We start from the raw sequence: 19,396 nt of genomic DNA on the forward strand, positions 1-19,396 counted from the left end.
CTTTTTGATGTTGTGAGTGAGAGTAAAATGGGGTAATTACGGATATAAATCCTAGTTTACATACAGGAATACTATGTTATTTTGTTGATAATATTTGCATTGGAGGAAATAATTTGATTGAAATTAAAAATGTCTTCAAGGTTTATCCTGGAAGGCCACCAATTAAAGCACTAAATAACATTAATATGAAAATTGAGAAAGGGGAGATTTTTGGAATCATTGGCTTTTCAGGAGCAGGAAAAAGTACTTTGATTCGCTGTTTAAATAGACTTGAAGAACCAACAGAAGGATCAGTTCTGATTGATGGGATAAACCTGATGGCATTAAATGAGGAGGAATTACGTAAGACTCGTAGAAAAATTGGCGTCATATTTCAACACTTTAATCTACTTTCATCTAAAACGGTGTTCGATAATATAGCAATGCCGCTTTACCTTGAAGGAAAGAAGAAAAGTGATGTTCAGGAAAAGGTCATGGAATTAATTGATTTTGTCGGACTGACAGGGAAACAAGATGTATATCCTGGGCATTTATCGGGAGGACAAAAGCAAAGAGTGGGAATCGCAAGGGCACTTGTGACAGATCCAGATCTTCTACTCTGCGATGAAGCAACATCTGCATTAGACCCTGAAACAACAAAGAATGTATTGGAGCTTTTAAGGAAAGTAAATAAATCCTATAATCTTACCATTTTCCTTATTACTCATGAAATGAGTGTAATTCGCGATTTATGTGATAAAGTAGCCGTCATTGATAATGGAGAAATTGTTGAAGAAGGTAATGTTTACGATGTTTTTACGAATCCACAAAAAAATATTACAAAGAACTTCGTTAACACTGTATTACAAAGTGAGGTGCCGACCAATTTATCGAAATCACTCGCTAAGGGGAAATATTATCAATTAGTATTCCTAGGTGAAAAAGCAGCCGATCCACTATTATCTGAGGTTCTGAAAAAATTCGATATTCATTTGAACATTCTTTATGGATCGATTACAGAGCTACAAGAAAGACCTTATGGGAATTTGCTTGTTGCACTAGATGGTACAGAAGAGGAAAGTGCAAAAGCAATTAAATTTATTTTAGAAAAAGGAATAGATGTAAGGGAGGTTGAGTTAAATGGAGCTTAATTGGGAATTCTTCTGGCCGCAGTTTCTGCAGGCATGCCAAGAAACATTTTTAACTGTATTGGGGTCATTTATTTTTGGCACAATCATTGGGTTGCCTTTAGGGATTATCCTGGTTGTAACGAGACCGGGACATATAATGGAAAACAAACCCGTATTTACGATATTAAATACCATTATTAATATTGTGCGATCTGTTCCGTTTATTATTCTACTAGTTGCCATTATTCCGTTTACTAGATTAGTAACAGGAACATCCATTGGCGTAGCTGCAGCGATTGTCCCCCTATCAATCTTTGTAGGTCCATATTTAGCGAGATTGATTGAAAACTCCATGCTAGAAGTGGATAAGGGAGTACTGGAAACAGCCTATGCAATGGGAGCGACAAAGTTTCAAATTATCGTGAAGTTTATTTTGCCTGAGGCCATCCCATCGTTGATTCTTTCATTTACAACAGCAACGATAGGATTGATTGGATCAACTGCAGCAGCAGGTGCTGTTGGAGCTGGAGGTTTAGGGGATTTAGCGATTACATATGGTTATCAACGCTTTGAAACCTTAGTCATTGTCATTACGGTTGTATTACTAGTAGTTATTGTTCAAATCATTCAAAGTTTGGGAAATTCATGGTCAAGATATGTAAGGAGGAAAAGAGGATGAAAAAGTTTTTAAGTATTTTTGCAGTAGTATTATTAGCGGTTTCGGTATTAACAGCATGTAGTTCTAAAGAGACAGCAGGTAATGGAAAGACGAGAACGATTAAAATTGGAATTAATGGTGATGATTTTGAGCTTTGGAGAATAATAGAAAACCAAGTAAAAAATGATGGTATAAAATTAAAAATCGTTTCTTTTTCAGATTATGTTCAGCCTAACACAGCACTTAATGACGGTAGCCTTGATTTAAATTCTTTTCAAACGATTACATATATGAACCAATTTAAAGCAGATCATAATTTAAAAATTGCTGCAATTGGTTCTACGGTTATCGCGCCAATGGGGATTTATTCACATAAATTTAAAAAGCTAAGTGATATCCCAGATGGTGCAACGATTACAATACCAAATGATGTAACGAATGCTGGTCGCGCACTTAAACTACTACAATCTTCAAAGTTAATTAGTTTAGTAGATAATTTCGACCCTAAAGGAAGTATTGAACAAATTAAAGAGAATCCTAAGAATCTAAAAATCAAACCTGTTGCTGCAGGTCAAACAGCTAGATCATTGGATGATGTGGCAGCAGCCATTATTAATAATGGATTCGCTGTTCAAGCGGGCTTAGATCCTGCTAATGATCCGCTGTACAAAGAAGATCCTAATGATAAAGCAGCTATGCCATATATCAATATTATTGCATCCCGCACAAAAGATAAAAATGATAAGGATTTTTTAAAGATTGTGAAGGCGTATCAATCAAAAGAAGTACATGATTACATTATTAAGCGTGACAAAGGTGCGACAGTTCCAGTTGTCACTTCAATTGAAAAAATTAAAGATCTATAAGTACCTTATGATTTTAGAGTTGGCAAACTGATATGAAAGAGTAGAAGGGAGATTTGTTAAATGACAGTCCAAACAAAAACACATAGAGACCAAATTGTAAAAAGTATTGAAGAATCGAAGGGAATTTATATTGAAGCTAGCCACCAAATTCATGAGAAACCTGAAATTGGTAATCAAGAGTTTTTTGCATCTGAAACACTTACTAAAATCTTAGCAGAAGCTGGTTTTGACGTAACACGTAATATTGCAGGTCATGAAACAGGCTTTGTGGCAAGAAAAACATCGTCTAAGCAAGGCCCAACTATTGCCTTTTTAGCAGAATACGATGCACTGCCTGGTCTAGGTCATGCATGTGGACATAACATTATTGGGACTACAAGTGTGGCTGCAGGGATTGCCCTAGCTGAAGTCATTTCTGAGACCGGAGGAGAGGTTGTCGTTTTTGGAACACCTGCAGAAGAAGGTGGACCAAATGGAAGTGCAAAGGGTAGTTTTGTAAAAAATGGCTTATTAGAAGGAGTGGATGCAGCTCTTATGCTTCACCCAAGTGGTAAAACAGGTTTATCTGGTCCAACTTTGGCAGTGGATCCTTTGGACTTCCATTTTTACGGTAGAGCAGCTCATGCTGCGGGTTCACCAGAACATGGAATTAATGCACTAGACGCAGTAATCCAGTTATTTAATGGAATTAATGCCCTTCGTCAGCAACTTTCTAGTGATGTGCGCATACACGGAATTATCACTCACGGAGGCGATGCGCCAAATATTATTCCAGAATATGCTTCTGCAAGATTTTTTATCCGCGCAAGCACATGGAAGCATACGGAGGAAGTATCTACTAAGATTCGTAATATTGCAAAAGGAGCAGCACTTGCAACTGGTAGTACTGTTAAAATTGACAGATTCCAAAATGAAGTCCATGATTTTATTGTAAATCGTGCACTGGATGAAATCGTAGGTGAAGAATTAACGTTATTAGGTGAAGATGTAGACAGTAAAAGCGGTGGGCTTGGATCTACTGATGCCGGAAATGTCAGCCATGTTGTTCCGACTTCTCATGCGTATATTAAAATTGGATCTGATGACTTAATTGCTCATACAAATGAATTCCGTGAAGCTGCTGGATCGCTACAAGGCGATCAGGCTCTAATTACTGGTGCAAAGACATTGGCTCTAACGGGCTATCGATTAATTACTGATAAAAATCTTTTGGAAAAGGTTCAAACTGAATTTCAGCAGACAGAAAAATAGTTAGATTAGACGGTCAGAACGATGGACAGAATAACCATTTTTCTGACCGTTTATATTCTAGTGTATCTCTGTATAACTACTCATTCGTATTTATATCCCTAAAAAGCCTGTCTTACAGCCTTTTAGAGATTATGAGCCACAATTATGGCTTATTTTTTTATGGTAGATTTGTTAGTACAATTTATCATCTAAATAAAGACTTCTGTTTCACAGTTCCTTGTTTCACAATACCGTCTAAAAAGGATGAAACAACAGCGTAGTATTCTTCTTTGTTTTCATTTAAACTCATAGCATGGGCACCATTTTCTGCAAGGAATAATTCTTTTTTACCTTGAGTTTTTGCATCGTATAATTGCATTGAATGTGAATAGGGAATATATGAATCTGGTTTACTATGGATAAAAAGAATTGGTTTTTTTATATGTAACATAGCATCTAAAGGGGAAATATCTTTTATCCAAAAACCTTCACGTAGTTTTAACCAAATACTAGCCACAGGCAGAATCAACCATTTAGGAATGTTATATTCAACTTTTAAACGATACACTAGCTGTTCCTCAAATGTAGAAAATGAACAATCAGAAATATAAAAGTCAGCTGAATCTTCAACAAAACCTGCATACTGGAGTAATGTAGCTGCTCCCATTGATTCTCCGTGAATACCAAATACAATATGACCTTTCAAATCTTTCAAATAATGAATGATGGTTTGTAAATCATATTTTTCGTAAAAACCATAACTAGTTGTGTTACCACCTGATTCGCCATGACGTCTATGATCATAGGTTAATACATTAAAACCAAGCTTTAAAAAAAGCTCAACATATTTTATTGAATTATTTTTATTCACAGTTACACCATGCGTAATAATAACCCAATTGTTTGTGTCGTACATATCGTATAAAAATCCTTTTAGCTGATATCCATAACGGGATTGGACAGTAAAGGATTGCTTATCAATTGAACGATACCAGCCTTCATCGAATCGTAAATTTTCTGATTCACGCTGATAGATAAAGTCTAAAGAATTTGTTTTCATAAACAAAACTTGCTTTGTAAAATAGAAACCAACAACGATAAAGTAAACTAAAAAAATGAAAAGGAAAACGATAAAAAACAACATACTTAAAACATCACTCTTTCTTTAACCAAATAAAATATCTAATATAGTTGAAAGCTCACCGCGCGTTTTTCCTTCTAAAATAGAAGGATTATAAACCTCTACAAAACCACAATTTAAACAAGAGACAAATAAATAATGATTATAGTCAATATCAAACAACTTACTTAGACCAGCCCCGGACATTGATACTTCTTTTATTTTAGCATTTGTATGTTGACATTTTGAACATACAAATTTATCTTTAATCATTTGTCCTGCATTAGACATACAAAAACCCCTCTACCAAAAATTTTTTGAACACGAAAAATTAGAATTTTTTGGAAATTAATTTTATCATAAATCAAGTGAATTTCACAAATCCCAATTTCATGATAAAATTAATAAAAATGATTGATGATTACGGTAGGTGGAACAAAATGGCGAAAAAAAGAAAAACACAACAATCGCAGCAGCCCTCTTATGAGCAAAAAGAAAAAAACACATTAGGCTCATTAATGAATGAAGAATTACTTCAAAAACTAAAAGCCACAAAAAAACAATTACAAGATCAAGAAGTAAAACAAAAAGAAGAAGAAGAAGCTAGAATTCGTGAAGAAAAAAGATTAAAAGAAAAGAATAAATCATTCGAAGAGTTGTTAAATGAGAGTAATATATCTTGGAAAGATTTTAAATAAGAAACTGTATTGGTGAAAATAAGAGTCTTCGCTAATCAAAATAAATGACCTTTAATGCATTGCATTAGAGGTTTTTATTTTTTCCTTTGAATTTTTTGTAAAAAAACACATGAAAATTGATTAAGAAGGATAGAAAGATTTTATCAAGAATAGTAGTGTTAATAGCTTACATATCAGATGTATAGAAATGGACTCTTTTTAAAAGTTAAAGATAGGAGAACTAAACGTGAAAATAGGCGATAAACAAAGAGAAATTCAATCAAAATATAGAAAAACAATGCGCCAAAAGAAAGAAAAACCAGATAAAAATGGTGTTTTTTTTATCATCATATTGATGTTGTTTTTTGTATTTAATTTGCTATTCAAAAGCTTTTAAATGTTAAAAGGACTATTGTAATTAAAGTTATAAAAATTGGACATACATCAATATATTTAGATTCCTGTCCTAATAAAATCTTATATTAAAAAAATTTAGAAGTTTAACAAACATAAATAGGAGGTCAGCTATGAAATTTAATTTTAAAGAATGCAGTCAAAGTGATGTTGAACATTTAATCTCGGAATATGTAAATAAACTTAGTTCTCCTATTGATTCTTTTTTAGAGGACCATATTATTCAATCTACTTTTTATTCAATTTGTAACAGTTCTGAAGTCATAGGTTATTATGCTTTTCATAAAAATCAGTGCCTTACACAATTTTATTTAGGGTTGCCTTATTATCATGTTTCGCAAAAAATCTTTAATCATGTTCTTGAGAATCATTCAATTCAATCCATAATGGTTCCAACATGCGACGAGCTATTTTTAAGCATGGTATTAGATCATGATTATAAAATCGAAAAACAAGCTTACTTTTTTCAAGATAATAAAGTGGAAATTCCGAAAGAGAAATTATATAAGAACGGAGATTTCAGAGTCGCTGTCAAGAGCGATGCAAAGAAAATAAAGGAAGTATGTCAGGACTTCATTGATGAATTAGAGCATCGTATTGAAAACAAACAAATATTCACATTAGTGGAAGGAAACTTACTAATTGGGATTGGAATAGTAGAGAGAAGTAAATTACTAGATAGATATGCAAGTATTGGCATGTTTACAAATGAACAGTATAGAAAAAAAGGGATTGGTAGAACGATGATTCATCATTTGAAAGAATGGTGTTATGACAATCATTTGAATCCAATCTGTGGCTGCTGGTATTATAATGTCCATTCGAAACAAACATTAGAAAGTGCTGGAATGGTTTCTAAAACAAGATTATTAAACTTCAAGGTTATCTAGTAGTTTTAAATTCTTTAATACGTAAACAATATAAAATAGAAAACTGAATCATACTACAATAAAATAAGATTGGTAGGAGGATCTTCAATTGAAGGTCCTTTTTTTGCCTAAAACTTTTTGTTTAAGAGCATTGGAGTAACGCTATTTTTGTGTAGTCTAAAAGATTTATCTTAGAAAGATGTTTAGAAGCATATCTCCTTTCTAAACATCATAAAAGTAAGAATAATAAAAAAAATAAATTCCTACTTGATTTATATGAATACTTGGATTAAAATTTCGTAAAATAGACTAATAAAAGAAAAGAGGGGAAAGAATGAACACATTTTATATTAGTGTGAATGTCGCGGTATTATTATTACTTATGTTTGGTTTATATTTATTGCAAAAAAAGAATGTATCTTTTTCAAAACGCGTATTCATAGGATTAGGTTTAGGTCTTATTTTTGGTTATATTATTCATCTAATCTATGGAACTGAACATGAGGTTACAGTCGGAACAATTGATTGGTTTAGCATTGTTGGTAGTGGTTATGTAAAACTATTACAAATGATTGTTATGCCACTGGTTTTCATTTCGATTGTTGGAGCATTTACAAAATTAAAATTAACTAAAAATATAGGGAAAATTAGTTTCCTTGTAATCGGATTATTACTTGGTACGACTGCTATTTCGGCAGCAGTTGGAATTGGTACAGCATTAGGATTTGGACTTGATGGAATTGAGTTAACTGCAGGTGATGCTGAAAATGCTAGAAATGTAGAATTGCAGGATCGTGTTGTGGCTGTAGAAAATATGACAATTCCAAAACAAATTCTTGAATTATTTCCAAGTAATCCATTTTTAGATTTAACAGGTGCACGAGCTACATCTACAATTGCAGTTGTAATATTTGCAGCCTTTGTCGGTATTGCTTACCTAGGCGTAAAACGAAAAGATCCAGAGCACGCTGAATTCTTCGCTAAAATTATTGATACCATATATGCGATTACCATGAGAGTTGTAACATTAATTCTTCGTTTAACTCCATATGGTATTCTAGCAATCATTACAAAAGTTGCAGCAACTAGTGATTATGATGCAATTGTTAAATTAGGTAAGTTTGTAGTGGCTTCATATGTGGCTTTAATTATAGTATTTATTGTACATTTACTGTTATTATCATTTGCAAAACTAAGTCCTTTACATTATGTGAAAAAAGGATTACCAACTTTAACGTTTGCCTTTACGTCACGTACAAGTGCTGGTACTTTACCGATGACAATAAAGACACAAACAAAAGACTTTGGTGTTTCTGAAGGAATTGCAAACTTTGCTGGTTCTTTTGGTCTTTCAATAGGGCAAAATGGATGTGCAGGGGTTTATCCAGCGATGTTAGCTGTAATGGTGGCTCCAGCAGCTGATATTGATCCTACAAGTATATCATTTATCATCTCTCTAATTTTAATAGTGGCGATTAGTTCATTTGGTGTGGCAGGTGTCGGCGGTGGAGCAACTTTTGCTGCTCTAATCGTACTATCTGTTATGAATCTACCAATTGCAATCGTAGGGCTTTTAATCTCAGTTGAACCTCTAATTGACATGGGCCGTACTGCATTAAACGTTAGTGGAGCAATGACATCTGGAATTCTAACAAGTAAGGCGACAGGCGAATTCGAAAACGAAGTATACCAACAGCCGAATGTAGTAGAAGCATAAAATTAACGAATACTTTATTCACTTTTTTTGGATAGCCATCATTGGCTATCCAATTTTTTTATCTTAAACAACTTTTTGAATACACGACTCATTGTGTTCTAAAAGTAATATATCAATTAGAAATCCCACATGTTGCTGGATATTTGATAATTCCTTTTTCTGTTAATCAAGTAGCTTAAAAAAGAAAAAACTCTATGCTCTTTTACATAAGAAAATTTAAGTTCTATAATGAGAGGTAATTACAAATTGTTTGGAGGGCTTCAAATGACAGCTGAACAAGTTATACCGTCTATTTCAAAACAAAGGATTACTCCATTTCTTACGTTTAGCGGCAATGCGGAGGAAGCAATGAATTATTATGTTCGTACTTTTCCGAATTCAAAAATCGTTTCACTTCGAAGGATTACAAAAGAAGACCGAGGTGAAGAGGGGAAAATCCTGAATGGTATCATTGAAATTTTAGGTCAGACTTTTATGGTTTTGGATATGGAAAAAGAATCTTGTCCTAAATTTACTTGGGCTGTTTCATTTTACATAGAATGCAGAGATGAAGAGGAGTTCGATTTAATTTTTAGCGGATTGAAGGGTGATGGGCAAGTGCTCATGGGGCCAGTAGAAATGTATGATTTTAGTAAGGTAACTTGGGTTACTGATTGTTTTAATGTTACTTGGCAGCTAGTGTTAAGGAAATCTTAAAATACAGCAGTAAGTTTCTGAATGATTCTTTTTCGGTTATTTATTTTTAAAACAGACGAGTCGCTTAAGGTGACTCGTTTTTTGTTTATAAAAGGAATAAAAGTAAAAAACAAGAATTATATAATTCATATCAGTTGAATAAAAGAATGATATTCTTAGAGTAATATTGAAAGTGAAAAGGAAAATGCTAAAAAGAGTATTCTTAAGGTCGATACTTATTGTACTGGTATTAGGTATATACTTGATGCCTTGTCTTAAGAATGCTCTTTAAAAAGATTGTTTGCTTTTACTAACGCATACTTAAATAGCAATAATGTATGTTTCTAGAAAGGAATGAAAAACGTGGAAGAGAAAAAAGTAACATGGTTAGAACTATTTTATGATTTACTATTTGTTTCAGCTGTAACGACTTCAACACATGTACTACTCCACGTAGAGAATGGATCAGTACATCCAGAATATTTGTTTAAATTTGTCTTAATGTTCATCCCAATATGGTGGTCTTGGACTGGTCAAACCATGTTTACAAATCGTTTTGGAAAAGATCATATTAATCAGCAGGTTTTTATGGTTCTTCAAATGTTTTTTGTACTCATTTTGGTATCGAGCTTATCGGTAGATTTTGATCAATACTATTTTTCGTTTTTAATTGGCTATATTGGAATTAGAGCAATCACAGCGATACAATATCTCCGTGTATTGAAGCTTGAGAATGGTCATAGAAAACAGGTAGCTAAGTACTTAGGAACACGTTTTTGGATTGGAATTTTCATTTCATTTTTATCCTTGTTTTTTGACTCATGGATGAGGTATGCAGTATTGTATGCGGGGATAATAGTTGATATTATTGTGCCAATTTTAGGACGTAAGTATTTAGTAAAATCACCAATAAATTCGGCGCATTTGCTTGAACGCTTTGCTTTATTTACTTTAATATTATTTGGAGAATCCGTCATAAGCACCATTACGATACTTCAACCTTTAAGTGGTAGTTGGCATGCAATATTCTTTTCAATTATATCGTTTATTTTTATCATTTTGATTTGGTTGCATTATTTTCATAATATCGAACGCAAGGTGAACAAACATGCTAAAAGGGCAGGACAGACAATTATTTATGGGCATTTATTTATATTAATGTCTCTTAGCATGATCGCAGCATCTATTAAATTAATGTATGTAAATGAAGTGAGTTATTCATATATGATTTATTTCGTATTTGGTTCTGTTTGTATTTACTATGTATCAACTTCTTTTGTATTCCATAAATGTAAGAATAATAGAGTGGAAATGAATATAAAACATATTGCTTTATTAGTAGGGATTCTGGCAATCTTATTTATTATGAATTTAAAAGTAGTCGTACCTCCAATTGGCGTGATGACTGAGTTATTACTATTTTTTCTAATTGTTCATTTTTATACAAATGTAAGTGCGATTTTCGAAAAGCTTAGAAATCGTTAGAATATAGTAACAAATAAAAAATAACCTGTATCTTAGATTCCATAGATACAGGTGGTATTAGTAAAATATAAGTCCATATATATGTTGATTCTTTGGGCATTAAAAAAATTATTTACCCAGTAATGACATAAACCCTTTATAGATTAGAACAAGAGAGAAAATTACAACAGCTAAAATACCAATTATAGTAGTTACTGGTTCTAAACTTGCTAAGAAAGTACCTTCTAAAGGAATTCTTAATAAAGCAAAACCTGCTAAAATACTAGCTAACATTAAAAGAATAGCGCGATCCATTTGGTTATCCCCCCTATCAATATATTTTATGTACAAATGATAGTAATGTTATAGCAAAGACAGGCTATTATCAAAAATGTGCGTTTATCATGCTCTTATTCAATTAGTATACTAATTCAGAGGTTTGTTGCTTGAATTTTAGTGATAAAACATCGATAAACTAACAAATATAAAAGGTAAAATGAGGATAGAAGAGGGCTGATTCTAAAGTCTTATTTAATGATTTTTGATGTGGGATGTTTAAAAGATAAATTGATAGGAGAATGCAAATGTACTATCTAATTTGGAATAGAAAAAGAGTAGGGTGCCTGTATTAATGAAAGATTTTCATTGCTGTGCTACTTGTAAACATTTTAAAGCAGTGAAAGAATCAAGAAGTATGAAATATTATTGTAGCCGTTTAGGCTTTGAAACAAAAACGACCTATAAATTTGATTGCTGGACTCCTAATGAGAATGTGCTGAATTTGTTGAATAAGAATAACTAACAAAATGAGAGTTGAAAGAAAAATTTAATATTCCATACTAGAGGATTTGGAGGCAAGATCGGTGTAATCAAATAAAAAGTGGCATTTCCATGGTCTTTGAACCATAGTCAATGCCACTAATATATTTTAGTAATTATCTAATAAAAAGCTATTTTTAGAATTACTTCTAGCCTTTATTATTTAGATGTTTCCTCTGCATATTTTTTGAAATTATTTAAAATTGCCTGCCAGCCTTGTTGTTGAAACTCAACTGGATTTTGAGTTTCAGCATCAAACGTTTCAACGATTTCAGTAGCGTCTCCTAAATCCTTAAAAGTGATTGTTACTTTTCTACCATCACCTAGTGTATAAGCAATATACTCATTTGTATTTACTTCATCATAAATTCCGCCAAAATCGAAACCAAAACTTCCATCCTTTGCTTCCATTCTTGAAGTGAATTTCCCACCTACTCTTAAATCATTCTCTGAAAGTGGAGTATGCCAGTCATCCGAAGCAGTATTCCATTTTTTAATATGAGTTGGCTCGTTCCAATAGTGCCATACTTTTTCAACAGGTGCTTGAACAGTTGCTTGAATTGTTACATTTTCAAATGTTTGCATTTCATTTACCGCCCTTCAAAATTAGAATATTTTTTTGAGTTCATCAACAAAAGCTGCTTGACTATATTGTAAATGATTTCCATAAGTTATGCTACTTCATTTATTGTTTCCTTAAGTTGCTGTACTTAAAAAAGAATTCTCCATTAATAATCTTCAGCCATACCCAAAACTTTTCCTTCAATATCTTCTAGAGATATTGGTCCGAGTTCAAAGCTGTCCTGTATTCTCCAACCATTATCAGCAAGTATAAACACTTCATTTTTAGGAATGACCAATGACTTTAGATTTCTATGAAAATATTCTTTCCAATATTTTTCACCTTGGATCTCGTTCCCATTTGCTTTCATCATTTTTTGATAAGTATGAAAGTCTGAAATTCCATTATTCATAGCTTTTGCATAGAAAGCTTTTAATTTTTTATCGTTAATATATAACTGACCATCTATGATTTCAAGTTTTTCTCCAGGTAGTCCAACGACTCGAGCAACATTTTTGTGGCCAGTTTTTGGTGTTTTGAAGAATACAACTTCACCACGTTGAAATTTGTTTTTGGTGTAATAATCTTTATCGACTACTAAAGTACCTGCATACTCATGATGCCCTCGATACATTCCATCGTATAAGTATTCTATTTCTGAATAACCAACTGAATCAACTACTGGGACATTTTCAAGAGTTGTCGTGTCTGTAATTGTTTCCATTACAATCGTTTTCTCCTTCTGTTGACAAGCGACAAGAACGAGGCACACTCCGATAGCCAAAACTAAGTGTTTCATAAAATCCCCTCCATTTATATCAATATTCTATTTGGTGGTAATCATTACCTTTTATCTATTTTTGATTCTATCAGTGATCAAAAGAGGAAGGACTAAGAAGGAAATAATCAAACGTAAATAGAAGTACTTATATTATGGATATTTTTTCCATAAACGATATTCGTTTCGTCATATGTATTTGCCAATCGAAAGGGAGATGAAATTGAAGAAGCTTATTTTTGCAATCATCACATTAGGAGTTTTATTTGGTCTAACTTGGATTGTTTCAGATTTAATGAACGCTAAAATGGTTGACTATGCTTTTTTTGTTGGATTAATAGTAACGATTGTTATTCGTTTTTTCACGAGTAGAGGAGGTTTTGTTTCAAATAGTGTTAATGTGATCACTCAATCACAGACGGGTATGAAAGTTACCGGAGCAGAGGGTACTTTCGCGGTAACTCAAAAGTCCTTCGCTTTTCTTGTTTCATTAGTATTTACAATACTATCCTTACTTGCGACAGTCATTTACTACTGGAAGGAATTTTAATTTTTAGGATTGTAAGCAAAATTAAAATAAATGTTTTTAGCCGATTTCCCAAAGAGGATATCGGTTTTTTTGATTTACAAGTAATGGTTATCACTTTGGAATAATTTTTGGTGGATTGTAGTTGAATTTATTTTGAAACCTGCATATACTGTTATTAACACTATACTGTTAATGACAGTATTATGTGATTGACAGTATATACTTTTGATTTAAAGTTAATAAATTTTTATTACATTACATTTCGGAGGTTAGATATTATGAAGCATACCGGGAGACATACTGGTGCATTTCTTTTACTGTTTTTAACAGAAGGAGATAGCTATGGAGGAAAGCTTTGGCAGAAATGTGAGGAAGAGCTTCCCATCAATCCAATTGATAGCTCTATTTTATATCGCACATTAAAACAATTAGAAAGTGAAGGCGCAATAGAGTCATATTTAGGTACATCAGAACAGGATAAGCCGATAAAAATGTATAAGATTACTGAGGTTGGAAAAGAAAAATTAGAAGAATTTCAAATAAATATCGAAAGAAAAATTAAGAATTTATCATTTTTCTTAGAAAAATATCAAGTATGGAAGGAATCTAACAATGATTAATGGAATCATACTTTACTCTATTGCCATTATTCTTGTCAGTATTTCATTTATAAAAGACAGAAATAAGACAAAAGATGCTTTAAAGCAGTCATGGAAGATGTTTCGTAATATCTTACCTGATATTTTATCAATTATGCTTTTCGTGGGACTTTCACTATCGATCCTAACACCATCCTTCATTTCATCAATTCTAGGCGAAAAATCAGGATTGATGGGTATTGTTTATTCAACAATCATTGGATCGTTTGCACTAATTCCAAGTTTTATTGTATTTCCACTAGGGAATACATTAGTCGAAAATGGTGCTGGGCTGCCACAAGTTGCTGCTTTAATGTCGAGTATGATGGCGGTCGGAGTCATTACGATACCTATGGAACAAAAATTATTTGGTCGTGGCTTTGCATATACACGTAATGCTGCAGGAATCGTTATGTCACTTCTATTTGCATATATTATTTGGGTGGTGATGGGATGAATGTATTAAAAAGATATCGTTTCTTTATCATTTTACTAATTGCTCTTGTGATCCTTACCTTTATCAATCAAAGGCTAGGATGGAAGGCATTTCAATTAACAGGAAACAGCTTAATAAATATGCTATTTCTATTACCTCCTGTCTTAGTATTTGTTAGTTTACTAGATAAATGGGTAGAGAAAGAAACATTGATAAAATATATGGGGAAACAATCTGGTATTTATGGCACGTTGTTCGCTCTAGTTTTAGGAGTAGTCGCAGCAGGCCCTTTGTACGTAGCTTTTCCAATGGCAGTACTTTTTTTACAAAAGGGAGCAAGCATTCGTTATATTGTGTTTTTTCTCGGGGTTTGGACAACAGCAAAAATCCCCACAGCAATCTATGAATTTACGTCATTTGGCATTAAGTTTACACTAATTCATATTTGTTTTGGTCTCGTATTCTACTATATATTGGGTATAATCTATGAAAAGTTTTATGAAGGAAGAAGTTTATTGAAATATGATTTGAATGAAGAAAGATCAATGTAGCGAAATGTTTTTAACTTAATAGTACTTTGAGGAACAGCTATTTTATTAGTAAAATAGCTGTTTTTTATTTTGACAAGCAGGATAGCTAAAAGATGAAATAGAAATACATAATGAATTATATCAGGAAAACAGATTTTCAATGCTCACAGTTCATAATTTCATTATTACGTTTAAAATGGAGGGGAAATATGCACATATCAAAACAATGGGTAAAAGAGGATAGTGATTTTATTCGAAATAAAGTAATTGAATACAATCTATCATTGCTTCCAGATGAAGTAAAACAATCATCCTTTCATGTTAGTCATATACTTAGAAATGATACTGGAGAAATTGTTGGAGGCATTACTGGAAAGATTTACTGGCTTCATTTACATATAGATTATCTATGGGTGGACGAGTCATTAAGAGGAAAAGGCTACGGTGAAAAGTTGTTACTTCAAATCGAGAAAACAGCAATTGAAAATAATTGTAGACTAATCCTTTTAGATACTTTTAGCTTTCAAGCACCAGACTTTTATCAGAAACTAGGCTTTAAGGTAGTGGGTATGGTAGAAAATCACCCAAAAGGATTTAAGCAATATTATTTAGAAAAGAAACTTATTCATGACTAAGAGATTGTCATTTAGCAAGATATAAAAAGATAAATTTGGACTAATTTGATAGTCCTATTTATTTTGCGGAGAGGTACTTAAGTTTAAAAAAAGTCTACATTTAATTTGAAAAAAGATTCATTATACAATGAAAAGTTCACAAAATGTTCACTTATGAAGACCTTTCCTCTAACGCTATAATAACGAAGGTGTTAAAAGAAAGGATGATGGATATGCCAACAACGAGGAAAGAAAATATTTATTTTGGAGTAATGATGTGCACTGGGATGGTCGTGGTCATGACATTTTACAATTTAATCATAAATGACTTGATCGGAGAAATTCCCTTTAAAGGAATACTAGTACAACTTTTGCTGGGCTTTATTGTGGCATTCTTACTGGAGGCATTTATTGTTGGCCCGGTTGCTCAAAAATTAGCTTTATCTCTACCATTTGATAAATCTAAAAAGCTTTTTGTGATTCTTTCCATTTCATTTTTTATGGTAATTGGAATGGTTCTGTGTATGTCTCTTTATGGACTAGTTACTGCCTATTTATCTAATGGTCTAGAAGAATCATTACTTAAAAGTTACTTTACGATTGCTTCTAAAAATTTTATTTTTGCATTGCCAATACAGCTTCTCATTATGGGACCAGTTGTCCGTTACTTATTTACTAAATTCGTAAAAAAACAAAGAATGATGGAGTCTAGTAGTAGATAGATTCACAATCTTTTTTCTGCTAAGTCAGTAAGCAAACTAACGGAAAAAATGATTAATGAAAGGGTATTTCTATAATTTTTTGAAATGAATAGTTATTGAACGAAAGCATGTAAAGCTTAGTTCAATAACTTCGCATTCAGATGTTCTATAGTCTATAATGGATGAAAAAACAAATAATGGGATCCTTAATGGTAAGTAGCTACTGTAGGAATTACAGAAGTAGTATTATTCTCCAAGTGTATAAAAAGGAGGGGTAAGTATGTTGTTTTTTATTGTTAGTATCTTGCTTTGGGCTAGTATCATTGGTGTTCCAGTAACAATCATTTGGGGAATCTGGAAAAAGTCCGTCAAAGCCTTTGTTAGTAGTGGAATCTTTGCTTCATTTTTGTATATATGGATTTGTGTGTTTAATGAACTAAGTCACTTTTTTGTACTCGTACCTTTATTTCTGTTCCTAATAGCGTATTTGATGTTTCGTAAAAACGGAGATTCGAAACAATAATTACTAATCTGAGCATCATTCTAAATTGGAATAATAAAAAGCGTTTAATCAATGTATAACGGCAAATTATACTATTATTGTTCTGAATATTGCGAATTAAAATTAGTTTAAATGATTAAATGCCTAAAATAGTCGATCGAACTTTAGTAAATCGTGGTCAGCTTTTGTAACGTTTTTAGTGAGCGTAAGGAGGGGATTAGATTGTTTTTAAAGAAAAAATCATATACAGGTGAGAAAAACGGCGTAAAGTACATGAATGGTGTCGTAAAGTTTCAAAGTGTTACTTTGAATGTTTACTGTTATGTAGTTGATGGTGTATTAATTGACACTGGAGCACAGTCCTTACATAAATATGTTAAATCGTTTGTTGAGCAAACAGATTTTGATCAAGTTATGATGACTCACTCTCATGAGGATCATTCGGGGAACGCGGCTTATGTTGGAAAATTGAAAAAATTACCTATATTTTTAAGTGGAAAATCGATTGATGAATGTAAAAGAAGAGCAGATTATCCTTTATACCGACAACTGTTTTGGGGAAGAAGAAAGGCATTTAATGCACAAGAAATGCCTGAACAGTTTCAATCCAGAAATGCGACTTGGGATGTCATTGAGACACCAGGGCATGCCAAAGATCATAATGCATTTTTAAATCGTGATACAGGACAATTATTTACTGGAGATTTATATGTGACCGAGCGGACAAAAGTTGTATTAGCAGAAGAGCATATCCCAACCATTATTCATTCTTTAGAGCAGGTTTTATCTTATGATTTTGATGATGTTTTTTGCAGTCATGTAGGTTTCGTAGAGGATGGTCGCGCCGCACTTGAACGAAAGAAAGACTATTTATTATCACTTCAACATGATGTGTTAACTTTACAAAAAGAAGGCGTTACCGCAGAAGAAATCAGTAATAAGCTATTTCCAAAAAAGTATCCTATTATAAAATTTTCTAGCGGGGAATGGGATTCGCTACACATTGTGACATCGATTTTGAATGATAAAAATAAAGTATAAAACAAACATATAAAAAACCCTGAATTTTATAAATCAGGGATTTTTTTTAAATATTGAATGGTATGATCAGTCAGTATTTTGTTCATTTTTTTTCTTTTTACTATTGACCAACGTGGAATAAGTTGGCTTTTCTGTTCCATTCATTAGTTTATATACATATGCTGATGTTTTTTTATAGCTGTCTTCCAATTTAGTAGCGATATAGTCTGTTCGTTCAAAAATGATGGAACGGATATGATTGAGCTGGCGGGAGATTTTTTCGGTTAAAGCTTCTTGGGTGTCTAAGCGATTAAGTACCCCTGTTTGGAATTCTTCTTGATTTTTCAGAGTATCAGATATTTCTTTTTGCAGTTCAAGCTGTTTATTCAATAGTGTAGCGAGATGTTCATTTGATGATTCATTTTTATCCATTCGACTTACCAATTCTTGATAAGTTTCATTTAGATTATTCATTTGATTATTAATCGATTCTTTTAATAACTTTTCACTTTCTTCTATTGAATGTAACCTTTTTAACATCATATTTTCTAAATCCTCACGGTTACGACTACTAACAATTAGATCATTTATTTGTTCTTTCATTCGATTCCACTGAGTGGTTTGCATCTCTTCTAGCTGTTCATATTGGGGTTTCAGTTCAGCGATTGAATTTGCTAGGTTCATATTACTCAATTGTTGTTCTTTTATAAGCTCTGTTAAGGCAGTATGTCGAACTAAACTTTGATTTTGGGCCTGAATTTTTTCAATATTTTTATAAACATCTGGATGATCATGTTTATTAATAAATAATCCCATGAATTTTTCTCCCTCCTTTCATTATTGATACGATAAATTATGCACAAAAAACAGAAGGGGGAACGCAGGTTTAATTCGACGAATCAACTATTAGGGAAAAAGCGTACGGAAAATATAGTCAAACCACATTTTATATCCAATCATTAGCAAGAGAAATTTGTTTGAGACTGCCTTTGATATGACTGTAAAAATTTATTTGTTATTATGATAAATTGATGAAAATATCGGAAAACGATAGCTTATATAGTAAATGGTAAATTGGGTGAAAACTATGTCATGTCATTCGAGAAAGTTAATAGATGGTATATAAGTGGTTCATAAGTAGTAATCTGAATCTTTTTATGTCATATGTCCAAAGTGTAGGAGTAAAGTAAAAAGAGTTAAAGGTGCATCTCAAAGTTGGAGTCCATCTCACAGATATTTTTAACGAAAAATTAGTTCAATAAAAGTTTTGTGAAAACAAAAGTGCTATATTAATATGTTATGAAACTCTATTGATTTACTTTCCTTAGTTTTTTAATAAAAGAGCATGCTTACGTTCAGCATGCTCTTTCATTTTTAGTCTTTGAAAACTGAAAAAATCACTACTTTTTATTTACTGAAGAAAAAGTCAGAATTTTTCTTTTAAGAAATATATTAAATTTCATAATGT

At 32.3% G+C, this 19,396-nt stretch carries 24 protein-coding genes; 18 read left to right on the plus strand and 6 right to left on the minus strand.

Features of this window, described 5'->3' with window-relative positions; genetic code table 11:
• Positions 1–113 precede the first annotated feature (113 nt).
• From ACX6U0_RS15450 to ACX6U0_RS15465, 4 genes are read left to right on the plus strand one after another with little or no spacing between them, the layout of a single operon-like run.
• The gene (locus tag ACX6U0_RS15450) at positions 114–1,130 is read left to right on the plus strand and encodes a methionine ABC transporter ATP-binding protein (protein ID WP_464960779.1); all 1,017 of its coding nucleotides are present in this window, start codon (positions 114–116) and stop codon (positions 1,128–1,130) included.
• A complete protein-coding gene (locus ACX6U0_RS15455) occupies positions 1,120–1,788 on the plus strand; it encodes a methionine ABC transporter permease (protein WP_464960780.1) in 669 nt (222 codons plus the stop codon). The genes ACX6U0_RS15450 and ACX6U0_RS15455 overlap by 11 nt, the downstream gene beginning before the upstream one ends.
• Entirely contained in the window at positions 1,785–2,633 is an 849-nt protein-coding gene (locus ACX6U0_RS15460; protein ID WP_464960781.1) for a MetQ/NlpA family ABC transporter substrate-binding protein, read from the plus strand. Before ACX6U0_RS15455 ends, ACX6U0_RS15460 begins: the two co-directional genes overlap by 4 nt.
• 60 nt (positions 2,634–2,693) lie before the next feature.
• Positions 2,694–3,884: a M20 family metallopeptidase gene (locus ACX6U0_RS15465; protein WP_464960782.1), complete on the plus strand. Its 1,191-nt coding sequence runs from the start codon at positions 2,694–2,696 to the stop codon at positions 3,882–3,884.
• Between the two features lie 184 nt (positions 3,885–4,068).
• On the opposite strand, the gene ACX6U0_RS15470 is transcribed toward ACX6U0_RS15465, so the two are convergent.
• Positions 4,069–5,007: an alpha/beta hydrolase gene (locus ACX6U0_RS15470; protein ID WP_464960783.1), complete on the minus strand. Its 939-nt coding sequence runs from the start codon at positions 5,005–5,007 to the stop codon at positions 4,069–4,071.
• A 21-nt stretch (positions 5,008–5,028) separates the two neighbouring features.
• Positions 5,029–5,274, minus strand: coding sequence for a zinc ribbon domain-containing protein (locus ACX6U0_RS15475; RefSeq protein WP_464960784.1), 246 nt, complete (start codon positions 5,272–5,274; stop codon positions 5,029–5,031).
• 149 nt (positions 5,275–5,423) lie between these two features.
• Between ACX6U0_RS15475 and ACX6U0_RS15480 the strand changes: the two genes are divergently transcribed.
• From ACX6U0_RS15480 to ACX6U0_RS15505, 6 genes are all read left to right on the plus strand, one after another.
• Positions 5,424–5,681: a YqkE family protein gene (locus ACX6U0_RS15480; RefSeq protein ID WP_464960785.1), complete on the plus strand. Its 258-nt coding sequence runs from the start codon at positions 5,424–5,426 to the stop codon at positions 5,679–5,681.
• Positions 5,682–5,907: 226 nt separating this feature from the next.
• A complete protein-coding gene (locus ACX6U0_RS15485; RefSeq protein WP_464960786.1) occupies positions 5,908–6,057 on the plus strand; it encodes a hypothetical protein in 150 nt (49 codons plus the stop codon).
• A 130-nt stretch (positions 6,058–6,187) separates the two neighbouring features.
• Entirely contained in the window at positions 6,188–6,964 is a 777-nt protein-coding gene (locus ACX6U0_RS15490) for a GNAT family N-acetyltransferase (RefSeq protein ID WP_464960787.1), read from the plus strand.
• Positions 6,965–7,277: 313 nt separating this feature from the next.
• Positions 7,278–8,660 (plus strand): L-cystine transporter, encoded by a 1,383-nt coding sequence (locus tag ACX6U0_RS15495; RefSeq protein WP_464960788.1) that lies wholly within the window; start codon positions 7,278–7,280, stop codon positions 8,658–8,660.
• A gap of 264 nt (positions 8,661–8,924) precedes the next feature.
• Positions 8,925–9,356 carry a VOC family protein gene (locus ACX6U0_RS15500; protein WP_464960789.1) on the plus strand — a complete coding sequence of 144 codons (432 nt, stop codon included), beginning with the start codon at positions 8,925–8,927 and terminating at the stop codon, positions 9,354–9,356.
• A 342-nt stretch (positions 9,357–9,698) separates the two neighbouring features.
• On the plus strand, positions 9,699–10,820 hold the full coding sequence (locus tag ACX6U0_RS15505; RefSeq protein WP_464960790.1) for a low temperature requirement protein A: 1,122 nt from the start codon (positions 9,699–9,701) through the stop codon (positions 10,818–10,820).
• Positions 10,821–10,928: 108 nt separating this feature from the next.
• On the opposite strand, the gene ACX6U0_RS15510 is transcribed toward ACX6U0_RS15505, so the two are convergent.
• The 3 genes from ACX6U0_RS15510 to lepB form a co-directional block, all read right to left on the minus strand.
• The gene (locus ACX6U0_RS15510) at positions 10,929–11,114 is read right to left on the minus strand and encodes a hypothetical protein (protein ID WP_087999286.1); all 186 of its coding nucleotides are present in this window, start codon (positions 11,112–11,114) and stop codon (positions 10,929–10,931) included.
• A gap of 663 nt (positions 11,115–11,777) precedes the next feature.
• Positions 11,778–12,203, minus strand: coding sequence for an SRPBCC family protein (locus ACX6U0_RS15515; protein WP_464960791.1), 426 nt, complete (start codon positions 12,201–12,203; stop codon positions 11,778–11,780).
• Between the two features lie 143 nt (positions 12,204–12,346).
• Entirely contained in the window at positions 12,347–12,979 is a 633-nt protein-coding gene (gene lepB / locus ACX6U0_RS15520; protein ID WP_464960792.1) for a signal peptidase I, read from the minus strand.
• Between the two features lie 202 nt (positions 12,980–13,181).
• On the opposite strand from lepB, the gene ACX6U0_RS15525 reads away from it, so the two are divergent.
• The 8 genes from ACX6U0_RS15525 (at position 13,182) to ACX6U0_RS15560 (ending at position 17,949) form a co-directional block, all read left to right on the plus strand.
• Complete coding sequence (locus tag ACX6U0_RS15525; protein ID WP_464960793.1) at positions 13,182–13,508, plus strand: hypothetical protein; 327 nt, start codon at positions 13,182–13,184, stop codon at positions 13,506–13,508.
• Positions 13,509–13,765: 257 nt separating this feature from the next.
• Complete coding sequence (locus tag ACX6U0_RS15530) at positions 13,766–14,107, plus strand: PadR family transcriptional regulator (protein WP_464960794.1); 342 nt, start codon at positions 13,766–13,768, stop codon at positions 14,105–14,107.
• Positions 14,100–14,582, plus strand: a complete 483-nt coding sequence (locus ACX6U0_RS15535; RefSeq protein WP_464960795.1) for a hypothetical protein — start codon at positions 14,100–14,102, stop codon at positions 14,580–14,582. The genes ACX6U0_RS15530 and ACX6U0_RS15535 overlap by 8 nt, the downstream gene beginning before the upstream one ends.
• Entirely contained in the window at positions 14,579–15,112 is a 534-nt protein-coding gene (locus tag ACX6U0_RS15540; protein ID WP_464960796.1) for a permease, read from the plus strand. The genes ACX6U0_RS15535 and ACX6U0_RS15540 overlap by 4 nt, the downstream gene beginning before the upstream one ends.
• 188 nt (positions 15,113–15,300) lie before the next feature.
• Positions 15,301–15,726, plus strand: coding sequence for a GNAT family N-acetyltransferase (locus tag ACX6U0_RS15545; RefSeq protein WP_464960797.1), 426 nt, complete (start codon positions 15,301–15,303; stop codon positions 15,724–15,726).
• A gap of 212 nt (positions 15,727–15,938) precedes the next feature.
• A complete protein-coding gene (locus ACX6U0_RS15550) occupies positions 15,939–16,427 on the plus strand; it encodes a DUF2798 domain-containing protein (RefSeq protein WP_464960798.1) in 489 nt (162 codons plus the stop codon).
• A 259-nt stretch (positions 16,428–16,686) separates the two neighbouring features.
• The gene (locus ACX6U0_RS15555; RefSeq protein WP_464960799.1) at positions 16,687–16,929 is read left to right on the plus strand and encodes a hypothetical protein; all 243 of its coding nucleotides are present in this window, start codon (positions 16,687–16,689) and stop codon (positions 16,927–16,929) included.
• 201 nt (positions 16,930–17,130) lie between these two features.
• A complete protein-coding gene (locus tag ACX6U0_RS15560; RefSeq protein ID WP_464960800.1) occupies positions 17,131–17,949 on the plus strand; it encodes an MBL fold metallo-hydrolase in 819 nt (272 codons plus the stop codon).
• A 66-nt stretch (positions 17,950–18,015) separates the two neighbouring features.
• Here the strand turns inward: ACX6U0_RS15560 and ACX6U0_RS15565 are convergent, their stop codons facing one another.
• Positions 18,016–18,744 (minus strand): hypothetical protein, encoded by a 729-nt coding sequence (locus tag ACX6U0_RS15565; protein ID WP_464960801.1) that lies wholly within the window; start codon positions 18,742–18,744, stop codon positions 18,016–18,018.
• Positions 18,745–19,396: the final 652 nt, after the last annotated feature.

It is taken from the genome of Gottfriedia sp. ABJ_BB2_2 (assembly GCF_055484705.1).